A 14,855-nucleotide genomic window follows, 5' to 3' on the forward strand; every position below is an offset into this window, starting at 1 on the left:
CGTTATGTTATCGGCCAGTAGCGCTCTTGCCCTGACTCAGAATGGTCCAGTTTTCGGAAAATGTAGCCGCGTCTTTCATTATGGGTGCTCAGAGGCTTAGGGTGGGGTATGATTTTAATATATACATAATTGTATGACTTTTATAATTGTGGGTTGATGGGCACTACGTCGTGCTCTCATTTTTAAGACCGACGACTGGGTAAAGGGTTAATAATGTCAAAACTAATTCCTGTGGTTATGGCCGGTGGCACTGGAAGCCGGCTGTGGCCGCTGTCGCGCGAATCATTTCCAAAACAATTCCTCTCTATAGATGACAGTGGGTTCAGTTTGCTGCAGCAAACTTTGCAGCGTTTGTCTGGGTTGGATGGGGTTAAAGTGGCTGCACCTTTGGTTATCTGCAATGAAAACCATCGTTTTCTGGTTGCGGAACAACTACGCGAAATTGATCAACTTGCCACTAATATTATTTTAGAGCCTGTTGGGCGCAACACCGCTCCAGCGGTGGCTTTGGCTGCTCATCTGGCTGCAGAAGAAGACGAAGACAGCATATTGCTGGTTTTGGCTGCCGACCATTTGATTAAAAAGGTGGATAATTTCCACTCGGCAATAAAAACGGCCATTCAGCATGCCAGCGAAGATCATTTGGTGACTTTCGGCATTATTCCAGAGCACCCGGAAACGGGTTATGGCTATATCAAGCGCGGTAGTGCGCTCTCTGACGAATGCTTCAAAGTCGATGCATTTGTCGAGAAACCTAGTTTGGACAAGGCCGTTGAATACCTGGCAAGCGGTGAGTTTAGCTGGAACAGCGGCATGTTCATGTTCAAAACTGATAAATTCCTGCAAGAGCTGCAACAGTTCAGTCCGGAAATTTTTAGTACCACGCAACAGTCCGTCGCGGATAGTCAGCGCGATATGAACTTTATCCGTGTCGATCAGGAAATATTCAAGCACTGCCCAAGTGACTCGATAGATTACGCGGTGATGGAAAAAACAGGTGATGCAGTGGTTATTCCTATCGATGCTGGTTGGAGTGACGTAGGCTCCTGGTCATCACTGTGGGATGTTTCAGAAAAAGATCACTTGGGGAACGTAAATGTTGGCGAAATTATATCCATAGATTCAACTGACAACTATATTTCTTCGGAGTCTGCACTGGTAGCTACTATTGGGCTTGATAATCTGATTGTGGTCAATACTAACGATGCATTGCTGATTGCTAGTAAAGATAGGGTGCAAGATGTGAAGAAAGTGGTGGATGAGCTTAAGAAACGCAAGCTTCACCACTTCCGTAAACACTCTTCTTCATACCAGCCTTGGGGAAAGATTAGCGAGATTGACAACGGTAATTATTACCAAGTAAAAAAAATTGTTGTGCGTCCGTCGGAGGGATTGTCTGTTCAACGTCATCACCATCGTTCCGAGTACTGGGTAGTAGTTAGCGGTACAGCTAAAGTTCAGGTAGATGATAAAGAGTTTTACCTAACAGAAAATCAATCTACTTTTATCCCCGCAGGTAGTGTTCATACCCTTGAGAATAGAGGGAAAATTGACTTGGAGATGATTGAGGTCAGATCCGGGCAATATCTTGGCGACGATGACATTGAGCGATTGCATGACCGGTATGGGAGAAAATAAAATGGAAAAGTTAGCATGTTTTAAGGCTTATGACGTTCGCGGTAAGTTGGGTGAGGAACTGAATGATGATATCGCCTACCGTATTGGGCGCGCTTATGGCGAGTTCTTAAAGCCAAAGACTATTGTCCTTGGAAGCGATGTACGGCTGACCAGTGAAAGCTTGAAGTTGTCTTTGGCAAAGGGGCTGCAAGACGCTGGTACCGACGTGATCGACATTGGTATGACCGGCACCGAAGAGGTCTATTTTGCCACCACTCATCTGAAAGCGGGTGGTGGTGTGGAAGTGACCGCTAGCCATAATCCGATCGACTACAACGGGATGAAACTGGTTCGTGAGGGCTCACGCCCTATCAGCGGTGATACCGGCTTGCGCGCTATCCAGGAATTGGCGGAGAAAAACCAATTTCCTGCACCGGCCGTAACTCGTGGCAGCTATGTTCGTCAGGATGTGCTGGCCGATTATGTTCAACATGTGCTGTCCTATGTGAACGTCGCAAACTTTAAGCCACTGAAATTGGTTATCAACTCTGGTAACGGCGCAGCCGGACATGTGGTAGACGCCATTGAAGCTTCCCTCAAAGCTTTGAACGTCCCTCTGGAGTTTATCAAGGTTCATCACCAGCCGGACGGTACCTTCCCGAATGGTATCCCTAACCCGTTATTACCCGAATGTCGTGCGGACACCGCCAATGCAGTGCGCGAACATGGCGCAGATATGGGAATTGCCTTCGACGGCGATTTTGACCGCTGCTTCCTGTTTGACGAAAAAGGCGACTTTATTGAGGGATATTATATTGTCGGCCTGCTGGCGGAAGCCTTCTTGCAAAAACAGCCTGGTGCAAAAATCATTCATGACCCGCGTCTGAGCTGGAACACCATCGATGTGGTGAGTGAAGCGGGGGAGTGCCGGTAATGTCGAAAACCGGGCATGCCTTTATCAAGGAACGCATGCGTGCGGAAGACGCCATTTATGGCGGAGAAATGAGCGCGCACCATTATTTCCGTGATTTCGCCTACTGTGATAGCGGCATGATCCCGTGGTTGCTGGTGGCTGAATTGGTGTGTGTTAAGGGGCAAACCCTGGGGCAATTGGTACAGGACCGCATTGCGGCTTATCCTTCCTCAGGGGAAATCAATATCAAACTGACCCAGCCGGCGGCTTCAATTGAAAGCGTCAAGCAATATTACTTGGCGCAGGCAGGCGAGGTTGACTACACCGATGGCATCAGCATGGCGTTTGGTAACTGGCGCTTTAACTTGCGCTCATCCAACACCGAGCCGGTCGTTCGCCTAAACGTGGAGTCGCGTGCTGACGTGGCGTTGATGCAAGAGAAGACCGACGAAATTTTAGCAATGTTATCACGTTAAGAAATATCAACGATGGTGATCTGAATACACAGAGCTGCTGAGGCAGCTCTTTTTCATAATGCTGGTATATACACTCTGAATCTTGATGATTAGGTATGGTTCAATACGATACTTGGGTTAAGACCCTTGTGTAAAAATTCCCAGGCTTGATGAAAAAGTTTTTATTTCAGATACATGGATGCGAATAAGGATTTTTATGGCCATTTTAGTTACAGGTGGTGCCGGTTATATCGGTTCTCATACCGTTCTGAGCCTGCTGGAGCGTGGTGACGATGTCATTGTATTGGATAATTTGTCGAATTCATCAAAAGAGTCGTTGCATCGCGTCGAAAAGTTAACGGGTAAAGCTGCCGTGTTTTATCAGGGAGATATCCAAGACGCTGAGTACCTACATCGCATCTTTGATGCCCATGATATTACCGCTGTAATTCATTTCGCTGGCCTGAAAGCCGTAGGAGAGTCGACTCGTAAGCCTCTGGAGTACTATCAGAATAACGTTGCTGGTACGCTGGTTCTGTTGGATGAAATGCGTCGTGCCGGTGTGACCAGGTTTATTTTCAGTTCCTCTGCAACGGTTTATGGTGCGAACTCACCGGTTCCTTATGTCGAAACAACACCCATTGGCGGAACTACCAGTCCTTATGGCACTTCAAAGTTGATGGTTGAGCAAATTCTGCAGGATTTCACTAAGGCGGAGCCGCAATTTTCCATTATCGCCCTGCGCTACTTCAATCCGGTAGGTGCTCACGAATCGGGTGTGATAGGTGAGGACCCAAATGGCATTCCAAATAATTTGCTGCCTTATATCTCCCAGGTAGCTATTGGCAAGCTAGACAAGTTGGGTATCTTTGGTGGGGATTATCCTACGGAAGATGGTACCGGAGAGCGTGATTACATTCACGTGATGGATCTGGCTGAGGGGCATCTGATGGCTATGGATCACTTGAAGAGGGGTGATGGCTTCAAAGCATACAATTTAGGGGCAGGGGTAGGGCACTCGGTGTTGTCCATGGTGCAGGCTTTTGAAAAAGCATCGGGCGTGGAAATACCGTATCAAATACTACCTCGTCGTGATGGCGACCTACCTGCATTTTGGGCCGATGCGAATCTTGCTCGACAGGAACTGGGTTGGGAAGTTCGGCGTGGCATCGATGAGATGATGCATGACACCTGGAACTGGCAAAAGAATAATCCCCAAGGTTACTGCAAATAACTCACTTCTCACGCGATAGTGCGGTCATTTCTCCATCTCATGATTGCAGCTTGTAGTTTACGGCTGCAATCATATGTCTAAGATATATCCTTAATTCTCGCACACACTAAAATAATTACCTTGCTAACTATTTGATTTGTATTGTAGATGCAGGGTAAGTATTTTTCTGCGTGCTTAATGAGCATTCATTTTCAGATAAGCCTGAAAGAAGGGATAATGTACAGGTGTTTTGATGGGTAAGGTGATAGCATACGCAACAAAAATATTGCGCTGTTGTCCTATTTAACCTACGAAGATGGCAAAAATGTGACTCATTGCGTTATGACTGGATTTTAGCGGCGTGACGTAATGTGAGAATATATAAAAAATCATTTCAATATCAGTCTATTGGTAGCTGTTGAGCCAAGGGCGGTAGCGTGCACTTTTTTAGTGGCAGGACCTGGAAAAGGTCAAGTTAACCCCTTGAACTCGCTTCATTCACAGACTACGAGACTGTAGCCTTTGTGATGAGTCCTACATCGTTATATCTCTAACAGTAAGATGCAATACGTAGTAAGTGCAGCTCCTTAATGTGATGCATTTTCTCGTTCTTTTCGATTTTATGGTTCTATATAGCTAAGTGTTATAAGGATAAAAAATGTTACTACCGGTAATTATGGCAGGTGGCACGGGTAGCCGTTTATGGCCGATGTCCCGCGAACTTCATCCAAAACAGTTTTTACGTTTGCATAGCTTGCATTCAATGCTGCAGGAAACGTTAAAACGTCTTGATGGAGTTGAGGTTAGCGAACCTGTCGTAATCTGTAACGAAGATCACCGCTTTATGGTAGCTGAGCAACTGCGTCAAATTGACATGTTGTCTCATAACATCATTCTTGAACCTATTGGCCGCAATACGGCGCCGGCGATCGCTTTGGCTGCCTTGAATGCTGTCGCCCAGGGGCATGACCCTATCATGTTGGTGTTGGCTGCAGACCATATCATTAAAGACGTTGCAACTTTTCATAACGCTATTGAAGCCGCAATACCATATGCCGCCAGTCAGAGTCTTGTGACCTTTGGTATTGTGCCTAGCGGACCGGAAACAGGATATGGCTATATCCAACGAGGCGAAAGCTCTGGTGAAAATGCTGTAGCATCTAGCGTAAAGCGTTTTGTTGAAAAACCCGATCTCGCTACAGCACAGACCTATGTGGATTCCGGAGAGTACTTCTGGAATAGCGGTATGTTTATGTTCCGTGCCAAGCGATATCTGGAAGAGTTAGAGAAGTTTCGCCCAGACATTATTGACGCATGCCGTCGTTCTTTAACCGACACTGAGTGCGATAAAAACTTTATTAATGTCAATTATGATGCATTCTCCAGTTGCCCCGACGAATCGGTTGATTATGCGGTAATGGAGAAGACCCATGATGCTGTCATGATCCCGCTGGATGCCGGTTGGAGTGATGTTGGTTCATGGTCGGCATTGTGGGAGGTCAGTCAAAAGGATGATGCCGGCAATGCGCTGACTGGCGATACCTTCCTGCATAATACCCGAGACTGCTATATCAATACTGATGAAAAGTTGGTTGCCGCTGTAGGTGTAGACAACTTAGTGATAGTGAATACCAAGGATGCTGTGCTGGTTGTCGACAAATCCAAGGTTCAGGATGTCAAAAAAGTCGTAGAACATCTGAAAAAGCATAAACGTAGTGAATATAGAAGACACCGTGAAGTTTATCGCCCATGGGGCATTTGCGATCTTCTTGTGGATGAAAAACGTTTTAATGTAAATCGCATTACTGTCAACCCAGGTGAAGCTTTTTCTTTGCAAATGCACCACCATCGCACTGAACATTGGGTGGTACTTGCGGGTACGGCAAAAGTAACAACTGGAGATAAAACCTTTTTGCTAACTGAAAATCAGTCCACATTTATTCCTATTGGCGTTGTTCACCGTTTAGAAAACCCAGGGAATATTCCGTTGGAATTGATTGAGATACAAGCTGGTTCTTATTTAGGTGATGATGACATTATTCGCATTAAAGATCATTACGGTCGTTGCTAAATTTCTGAGGTTTTAATGAGTAGCTTAACCTGTTTTAAAGCATATGATATTCGCGGCCGGCTCGGTGATGAGTTAAACGAAGATATTGCCTACCGCATTGGTCGAGCTTATGGTGAATATCTGAAACCGCAGCGAGTTATTGTCGGTGGAGACGTGCGGTTGACCAGTGAATCACTCAAACTGGCCTTGGCTAACGGATTGCGAGATGCTGGTGTTGATGTGTATGACATTGGTATGAGTGGCACCGAAGAAGTGTACTTCGCGACTTTCCATCTGGGTATGGACGGTGGTATCGAAGTTACGGCTAGTCATAATCCAATGGATTACAACGGCATGAAACTGGTTCGTGCGAATGCACAACCGATAAGTGGTGATACCGGTCTGTTGGCAATTAAACAACTGGCCGAAAAAAATTCGTTCCCTTCTGTTGTGGAAAACGAACGCGGGAGCTATCAGGAAATATCAGTCCTGAAGGAATATGTTGATCACCTGCTAAGCTATATTGATACTTCGACATTGAAACCGATGAAGCTGGTGATTAACTCCGGAAATGGTGCTGCAGGACATGTTGTCGATGAAATAGAGCGTCGATTTAAACAAAATAATGTCCCTGTGTCTTTTGTCAAAGTTAACCATCTGCCGGATGGTAATTTCCCTAATGGAATACCTAATCCATTATTGCCGGAATGTCGTGCTGACACAGCGAAAGCTGTACTTGAGAATCAGGCTGATATGGGGATTGCTTTCGACGGTGATTTTGACCGTTGCTTCCTGTTTGATGAGAAAGCCAACTTTATCGAAGGTTACTACATAGTTGGTCTTCTGGCCGAAGCTTTCTTGCAAAAAAATCCAGGCTCCAAGATTATTCATGACCCCCGCTTGTCATGGAATACCATCGATATTGTTAATCAAGCCGGTGGTATTCCTGTCATGTCCAAAACGGGGCATGCTTTTATCAAAGAACGCATGCGAAAAGAAGATGCCATCTATGGCGGTGAAATGAGTGCGCATCATTATTTCCGGGATTTTGCCTATTGTGATAGTGGCATGATCCCGTGGTTGTTGGTGTCTTCCTTGTTTTCTATTAAAGGGATGCCGCTAAGTCAGTTGGTAAAGGACAGAATTCAGGCTTATCCAGCATCTGGTGAGATAAATCGAAAGTTAAGTTATGCTTCTCAGAAAATAAAAAGCATAAGGGATATTTATGAAAGAGACGCATTGCGAGTTGATTTAACTGATGGTATCAGCATTGAATATTCCGACTGGCGCTTTAATCTACGGACATCGAATACTGAACCCGTTGTACGACTGAATGTAGAATCTAAGGGAGACATCGGTCTGATGAATGAAAAAACGGGTGAGATCTTGACGCTCCTTGGTGGGGAATAATTTTGAAAGAGTTACTGTTGACTATTTATCGTTATCGAGGATTTATTCTTGGTAGCGTAAAAAGAGAGTTTCAAATTCGTTATAAAATGAGCATGCTAGGTGCGACCTGGCTCATTCTTCAGCCTTTGTCAATGATTTTGGTTTACACATTAATTTTCTCTCAAGTAATGAAAACGCGACTTCCTGGAACGGGAGGTGCATACTCTTACAGTATTTATCTATGTGTAGGGATAATTACATGGGGTTTGTTTGCTGAGATTATTAGTAGAAGCCAAAATATCTTCATAGAAAGTGCAGGATTATTGAAGAAATTAAATTTCCCCCGAATATGCTTGCCAATTATTGTGGTTATATCAGCGATAATAAATTTTTCCATCATTTTTTCTCTGTTTATTATATTTTTGATTATTACCGGAAATTTCCATTTTCTCTCTATTGTGGAAATAATTCCGCTACTAATGATTGAAGTCGTATTTGCATTAGGTTTGGGCGTGGTACTGGGGGTTGTCAATGTTTTCTTCCGTGATGTTGGACAGTTTGTCACTGTGTTGCTGCAGTTCTGGTTTTGGTTTACCCCGATCGTCTATGTATTAGCTACATTGCCAGTATGGGCTCAGGGTATACTAAAATACAATCCGATGGCAGTTTTGGTTGATAATTATCAGCGCGTTGTTATTCATCAACAGCCGATCGAATGGGGTAGTATCTGGCCAGTAATGGTGGTGGCTATTGCTCTATGTATTTTAGGCATGCACCTTTTTAGAAAGCATGCAGCAGATATGGTGGATGAATTATAATGGGACAAATTTCAGTTGATAGTGTTGGCAAAGCCTATAAAAAATATTCATCGCGCTTTGGTCGTTTAATTGAGTGGATTTCACCTTATAATGTTGTTAAGCATTCGAAAGTTTGGGTTTTAAATGATATTACCTTTAAGGTACGTCCTGGCGAAGCTGTCGGTATCATTGGTATAAATGGTGCAGGAAAAAGTACACTCTTAAAGTTAATCACAGGTACTATCCAACCGACTGTTGGTAAAATACAACTAACAGGTCGAGTTGCAGCGTTGCTCGAATTGGGTATGGGCTTCCATCCTGATTTTACAGGTAGACAAAATGTCTATATGTCTGGTCAATTATTAGGATTGAATAACAGCGATATAGATAGGTTAATGCCTGAAATTGAGGCGTTTGCGGAAATTGGCGAATACATAGACCAACCTGTTAGGGTTTACTCTAGTGGTATGCAAATGCGTTTGGCATTTAGTGTTGCCACTGCCGTGAGACCCGATATATTAATTGTAGATGAAGCCTTATCAGTAGGTGATGCTTACTTCCAACATAAAAGCTTTGATCGTATACGTAGGTTCCGAAGTGAGGGGACCACGTTGTTAATCGTCTCTCATGACAAAATCGCAATACAGTCTATCTGCGACAGAGCAATTTTGCTTAATGCAGGAAGAATAGAAAAAGAAGGTGAACCTGAAGCAATTATGGACTACTACAATGCCATGCTTGCGGAAAAATCGGGAACAACACGAACGGTCAAACAAGAACTCACAGAATCTGGGCAGCTTCAAACAATTTCTGGCTCCGGAGATGCTAAAATAAAGGATATTGGTTTGTTTTCACTTGATAATAAGCCTGTTGAAATTATCAGTGTTGGTGATCGTGTTAATTTAAAAATAACCGTAAAAGTCGAAAGTAATATCCCTGAACTTGTTCTTGGCTATATGATAAAAGACCGGCTGGGACAACCTATTTTCGGAACCAATACATATCATCTTGGTAAGATGTTAAGTGATCTAAATGCAGGGCAAGAAATAGAATTTTATTTCAAGTTCGATATGAATTTAGGTGAGGGTAACTACTCAATTGCAGTTGCTCTTCACGATCGCGATACTCATATTAACAAAAATTATGAATGGCGAGATTTAGCATTTGTATTTAATGTGATAAATGTTAATAAAGACACATTTGTAGGAGTATCTTGGTTACCTGCGGAGGTGGACATTAATGAAAGATAGTTTTTACAGTTCCTTCGAGAATAAACATCGTGGGAGTCGTGAATCAATAAAAGAACGACTGAGTGTTTATATGCCATTCGTTTTGCCATTCAGAAATTTATATCCTGGTGAAACTATTATTGACCTGGGATGTGGCCGAGGGGAATGGCTAGAAATTATGAAGTCCCTTGAGTTTGATGGAAAGGGAATTGATCTAGACGATGGGATGCTTTCATACTGTTACGATCTTGGTCTAAATGTTGAAAAAGGGGATGTGATTTCATTTTTAGAAAATATTCCCGATGATTCAGTTGCCATTATATCATCTTTCCATTTGATTGAGCATATTGGGTTTGATAACGTCAAACGATTGGTTGAAGAGTCTTTCAGGGTGCTAAAACCAGGTGGTCTACTGATTATGGAAACGCCTAACCCTGAAAATATTATTGTATCAACCAATAATTTCTATCTTGATCCAACACATATAGTCCCTATTCCAAGTTTATTATTAGGTTTTCTTACAGAGCATCAAGGATTTGAGCGTACTAAAATATTACGCCTCCAAGAGGATAAGAGCCTAAATACTAAACAAAATATTCAAATTATCGATGTTCTTGGTGGTGTTAGTCCTGATTATAGCGTTGTCGCTCAAAAAAGAGGTGAGTTAGCCTCATTAAGCCTGCTAGATGCCGCCTTTGATGCCAACTACGGAATTGGATTACAAGAGTTATCAAATAAGTTTAATCAATATTTAGAAAACTCATTCAAAACTAGGGATGAGAAAATTTCAAGTTTAGATGATGCTGTGAGTAAGCTGAACCTCTTGGAATATGACAAAAAAATAAAAAGAATTAATCAACTTGAGAGTGAGATTGAGCAGGTGCGACAAGAGATAAATCAAACACCGCAGTCCGGGGAGTTTGAAAAACTATCTGAGCTTTTCCTATCACACTTAAGAGAAGAAAATTCCGATTTAAAAGTGAAGCTATCCGAGTTAAATAATCAGCTGAGTGTAGAGTCTCAGCGTCATGCTGATAGCCGGAATATGATTAATTTGATTTACTCAAGTACATCATGGAAATTAACATCTCCGGTTCGTGCCGTTTCTAGAGTATTACGTTGTTGTATTAATGCATTAAAAATAAATAGCTTTAAGAGTCTTATCCAAAGAGGCAAATCTTATCTGAAAAGAAAATTAGTCGGCTTTTTTAGAGTTGGAATTCGTATTTTAAATAGGAAACCTAAACTAAAAGGAATTCTATTGAGAATTGTAAATAAGATGGGTTTTTATGACTTTGCCAAGAAAATATACTATAAATCTTATGGGCAGTCGATTTTATCTAATCCACAAAATTGTAGTTCAAGCGAAGAGTCTGATTTGTCTCCCAAAGCTAGAGAAATTTACAAAGCTCTAAAGAAAAAAAGTTCCAGCGATATCATGAGGAACCGTTAATGCGTATAGTAATAGATATGCAAGGACTGCAAGCGAGCAACGCCAAAAGGGGCATCGGGCGTTATACCTCAGACTTAATTGAAAATATGCTTGCATTGAACATAAAGCATGAAGTTATCCTTTTGTTAAACGGTATGTTGCCTAACAGTATTGATAATATCCGCCGGAATTTTAGTCGCTATTTGCCGACCGAAAATATTATTGTGTGGAGTGGGGTGGGGCCAGTAAATGCTTTAGATGAAAGTAATGTTCAACGGCGAAAAATTTCGGAGAAAATTAGAGAGGATTTTATAAAAAAAATATCTCCAGATGTGCTGTTGATTACTTCATTGTTTGAAGGGTTGTCCGATGATGCTGTAACAAGTATTGGAAGTGTTATAACTAGTGTTCCTACCGCAGTGATTCTTTATGATCTTATTCCATTAATACATAAAGAAGTATATTTAGAAAATAGTATGGTCGAAAATTGGTATTTGAATAAAATTGATCAATTACGGCGAGCTGACATGCTATTGTCAATTTCAAACTCCTCAGGAGGTGAAGCCGTTCGTTACCTAGGTTTCGATAAGAAAGATGTCATCAATATCTCAACCGCCTGTGATAAAGAATTTAAAAGAATAAATTTATCCGAAATTGAGCGTTTGGCTCTTTCTGATAAATACAAATTATATACCCCATTCATTATGTATACTGGTGGGATTGATCACAGAAAAAATATTGAAGGATTGCTCAAGGCCTTCTCGTTGTTGCCTGAAAAACTGAGAGCTGATCATCAGTTGGCTATTGTCTGCTCTATCCAGGAAACGGATCGAATTCGATTAACTCAATTGTGTAAAATATATGGGTTGAATGAACAGGATGTCATCTTTACCGGTTATATTCCTGAGTCGGATTTAATTTCCCTATATAATGCCTGTGAATTTTTTGTTTTCCCGTCTTGGCATGAAGGTTTTGGTTTACCTGTATTAGAAGCAATGTGTTGCGGAAAGGCTGTTATTGGGGGAAATAGATCAAGCATCCCTGAGGTAATTGGTAATGAAGAGGCTTTGTTTGATCCATATGATAGCCAAGAGATAGCAGACAAGATAGCGAAGGTTTTAACAGACAAAGATTTTAAAGCATCGTTGGAAAAACATGCTGAATCACAGTCTCAAAATTTCTCGTGGGGTATTTCTGCGAAGAGTGCATGGGAAGCACTGGAGAAATTTCAAGAGGAAAATACAGCTAATAAATCATCTTGCAAACTTTCCCCCTCCAATAATCGGAAACGATTGGCTTATATATCGCCATTGCCACCGGCTAAAAGCGGCATTGCAGACTACAGTGCTGAGTTGATATCTGAACTTAGTCGGCACTATGTCATTGATGTAATCATTGCGCAGAATGAAAAAGTAATAGAACCCTACGTTACTTCTAACTGCAGTATAAGAGACATCAAATACTTCGAAGAAAATGCTGCTCAATATGAGCGTATATTATACCACTTCGGTAATTCTGCTTTTCATGGACATATGTTCAAACTATTGAATGATTATCCAGGAGTTGTAGTTCTCCATGATTTTTTCATCTCCGGGGTTGTTGCTCATGTCGACGTTACTACCGCACAAATTCCGGGGTTTTGGAGTAAAGAGTTACATAAATCAGGAGGGTGGCCTGCTGTATTTATGAGATATAAAGCAGCAGACACCGCGGATGTTGTATATAAATACCCTTGTAATATATCGGTATTGCAAAGCTCTGTAGGAGTTATTGTTCATTCTGATTTTTCTAGAAGATTAGCCTCATCATTATATGGGCATACCATCACTTCTGACTGGGCATTAATTCCTCACTTGAGAGTCCCAGTTTATGATGTGCCGCGTAAAAAAGCACGAGAAACACTCGGGATTGACGAAAATGCGTTTGTAGTTTGCAGTTTTGGTTTGTTAGGCCCGACAAAACTAAATCATAAACTACTTACTGCTTGGTTAAATTCTCCATTGTCAGATAATGAACGGTGTCATCTTGTGTTTGTTGGCGAAAACCATAACGGCAAATATGGTGAAGATTTACTGAGGCTAATTAAGAAAAGCAAAAATGGAAAGAGAATAAAAATCACCGGTTGGGCCGAAGCTGATGATTATAAAATGTGGCTCGCTGCCGCTGATGTTGGGGTCCAGCTTCGGACGCTTTCTCGTGGGGAAACTTCAGGCACTGTGCTAGATTGTATGAATTATGGTTTAGCAACGATAGTTAATGCTAATGGTTCTATGGCGGACCTTGATGATTCCTGCGTTGCGAAGCTAGTCGATGATTTTTCTGAGATTGATCTTATTGATATTCTTAAATTACTTTATAATGATATTGGTTATAGAGAACGTTTAAAATCTGCCGCTATAAATAAAATCAGAATATTACATAAGCCAAGAGCTTGCGCTGAAGAATATAAGATGGCTATTGAGAAGTTTTTTAATAATTCGCATCACAGCGCTCAAAAACTGGTTGATAGCATTATTAATGAGGCGGAGGATGATATATCCGGAGAGTATTTGAAGCTGGCTACAGCCATTACCAATAACTACGAACCTGAACCTAGGAAAAAACAATTATTAGTTGATGTCTCTGAACTTGTCCAAAGAGATGCTAAAAGCGGTATTCAGCGTGTTGTTAGAGCTATTCTTAACCAGTTACTGCAAAACCCGCCAGAAGGGTGGGTTGTTGAACCAGTATATGCAACTGAATCCTCCCACGGTTATCGATATGCCCGTAGTTTTACGTGTGCTTTCTTAGGAATACCGTCAGGTTGGACTGAAGATGCGCCAATCGAAGCCTGGGCGGGAGATATTTTTCTGGGGCTCGATCTTCAGCCAAATATTGTACAGTCTAAGCAGAGTTTCTTACACGATATACATCGTCGTGGTATCGGCGTACATTTCGTTGTGTATGATTTATTGCCAATATTAGCACCTGAGTCATTTTTCCCCGGTGCAAAAGATACTTATGAAATGTGGCTTAATTGTATCACCACGTTTGATGGGGCAATTTGTATTTCTCAAACCGTCGCCAATGAGTTATCTAATTGGGTTTGCGTTCAGTATCCAGATAGGAAATATTCATTTGATATTCAATGGTTCCATTTAGGGGCGGATTTAGTCAGTTCAGTACCTTCAAATGGTAAACTCGCGGATTCTGAGTATGTGCTTGAAAAAATGTCTAAACGGACAACTTTTTTGATGGTTAGCACGGTCGAACCCCGCAAGCAGCATGCTCAAGTTTTAGCCGCTTTTGAATTACTCTGGAATAATGGCGAAGATATTAATCTTGTAATTGTAGGCAAGCAAGGGTGGATGGTTGAACAACTAATCAACCGAATTTCTCATCATAATGAGTTGAATCATAAACTTTTCTGGTTGTCTGATGTTAGTGATGAATATCTTGAAAGCATTTATGGTGCTGCAGATTGTTTGATTGCGGCGAGCACTGGTGAAGGTTTTGGTCTGCCATTAATTGAAGCAGCTCAATATGGAAAACCTATAATTGCACGAGATATTCCAGTGTTCAGAGAGGTTGCTGGTGATAGTGCATTCTATTTTGATGGTTTATCTCCGAACGATCTTTCTGACGCGGTGAATGAATGGCTTAGATTGAAGAGTATCGCTGGAGTCCCCGATGTAACCGGTTTAAAATGGTCAACTTGGGAACAAAGTGCAATGCAATTATTGAATGCTATTTTAAAAAAGAATTGATTTTTACACGGTGT

At 41.9% G+C, this 14,855-nt stretch carries 8 protein-coding genes and 1 pseudogene; all 9 read left to right on the forward strand.

From position 1 onward, the window contains the following. The first annotated feature begins 213 nt into the window (after positions 1 to 213). A complete protein-coding gene (locus M495_RS07455) occupies positions 214 to 1,638 on the forward strand; it encodes a mannose-1-phosphate guanylyltransferase/mannose-6-phosphate isomerase (protein WP_020826028.1) in 1,425 nt (474 codons plus the stop codon). A 1-nt stretch (position 1,639) separates the two neighbouring features. Further along, positions 1,640 to 3,006 (forward strand): annotated as a pseudogene (gene cpsG / locus M495_RS07460) (phosphomannomutase CpsG). Between the two features lie 196 nt (positions 3,007 to 3,202). Further along, complete coding sequence (gene galE / locus M495_RS07465) at positions 3,203 to 4,219, forward strand: UDP-glucose 4-epimerase GalE (protein WP_020826029.1); 1,017 nt, start codon at positions 3,203 to 3,205, stop codon at positions 4,217 to 4,219. Between the two features lie 637 nt (positions 4,220 to 4,856). Further along, positions 4,857 to 6,269, forward strand: a complete 1,413-nt coding sequence (locus tag M495_RS07470) for a mannose-1-phosphate guanylyltransferase/mannose-6-phosphate isomerase (protein ID WP_020826030.1) — start codon at positions 4,857 to 4,859, stop codon at positions 6,267 to 6,269. Between the two features lie 15 nt (positions 6,270 to 6,284). Continuing rightward, a complete protein-coding gene (gene cpsG, locus M495_RS07475) occupies positions 6,285 to 7,658 on the forward strand; it encodes a phosphomannomutase CpsG (RefSeq protein ID WP_020826031.1) in 1,374 nt (457 codons plus the stop codon). Positions 7,659 to 7,660: 2 nt separating this feature from the next. After that, positions 7,661 to 8,455, forward strand: coding sequence for an ABC transporter permease (locus tag M495_RS07480; protein WP_169534191.1), 795 nt, complete (start codon positions 7,661 to 7,663; stop codon positions 8,453 to 8,455). Beyond that, entirely contained in the window at positions 8,455 to 9,684 is a 1,230-nt protein-coding gene (locus tag M495_RS07485) for an ABC transporter ATP-binding protein (RefSeq protein ID WP_020826033.1), read from the forward strand. The genes M495_RS07480 and M495_RS07485 overlap by 1 nt, the downstream gene beginning before the upstream one ends. Then, positions 9,674 to 11,116: a class I SAM-dependent methyltransferase gene (locus tag M495_RS24640; RefSeq protein WP_081667698.1), complete on the forward strand. Its 1,443-nt coding sequence runs from the start codon at positions 9,674 to 9,676 to the stop codon at positions 11,114 to 11,116. Before M495_RS07485 ends, M495_RS24640 begins: the two co-directional genes overlap by 11 nt. Further along, complete coding sequence (locus M495_RS07495) at positions 11,116 to 14,841, forward strand: glycosyltransferase (protein ID WP_020826035.1); 3,726 nt, start codon at positions 11,116 to 11,118, stop codon at positions 14,839 to 14,841. Before M495_RS24640 ends, M495_RS07495 begins: the two co-directional genes overlap by 1 nt. Positions 14,842 to 14,855 lie beyond the last annotated feature (14 nt).

The organism is Serratia liquefaciens ATCC 27592 (assembly GCF_000422085.1).
Lineage (GTDB): Bacteria > Pseudomonadota > Gammaproteobacteria > Enterobacterales > Enterobacteriaceae > Serratia > Serratia liquefaciens.

What these genes read in the sequence shown, in the direction of transcription:
- M495_RS07455 (WP_020826028.1), top strand. Translation starts at nt 214, where the DNA reads ATGTCAAAACTAATTCCTGTGGTTATGGCCGGTGGCACTGGAAGCCGG.
- galE (WP_020826029.1), top strand. Translation starts at nt 3,203, where the DNA reads ATGGCCATTTTAGTTACAGGTGGTGCCGGTTATATCGGTTCTCATACC.
- M495_RS07470 (WP_020826030.1), top strand. Translation starts at nt 4,857, where the DNA reads ATGTTACTACCGGTAATTATGGCAGGTGGCACGGGTAGCCGTTTATGG.
- cpsG (WP_020826031.1), top strand. Translation starts at nt 6,285, where the DNA reads ATGAGTAGCTTAACCTGTTTTAAAGCATATGATATTCGCGGCCGGCTC.
- M495_RS07485 (WP_020826033.1), top strand. Translation starts at nt 8,455, where the DNA reads ATGGGACAAATTTCAGTTGATAGTGTTGGCAAAGCCTATAAAAAATAT.
- M495_RS24640 (WP_081667698.1), top strand. Translation starts at nt 9,674, where the DNA reads ATGAAAGATAGTTTTTACAGTTCCTTCGAGAATAAACATCGTGGGAGT.
- M495_RS07495 (WP_020826035.1), top strand. Translation starts at nt 11,116, where the DNA reads ATGCGTATAGTAATAGATATGCAAGGACTGCAAGCGAGCAACGCCAAA.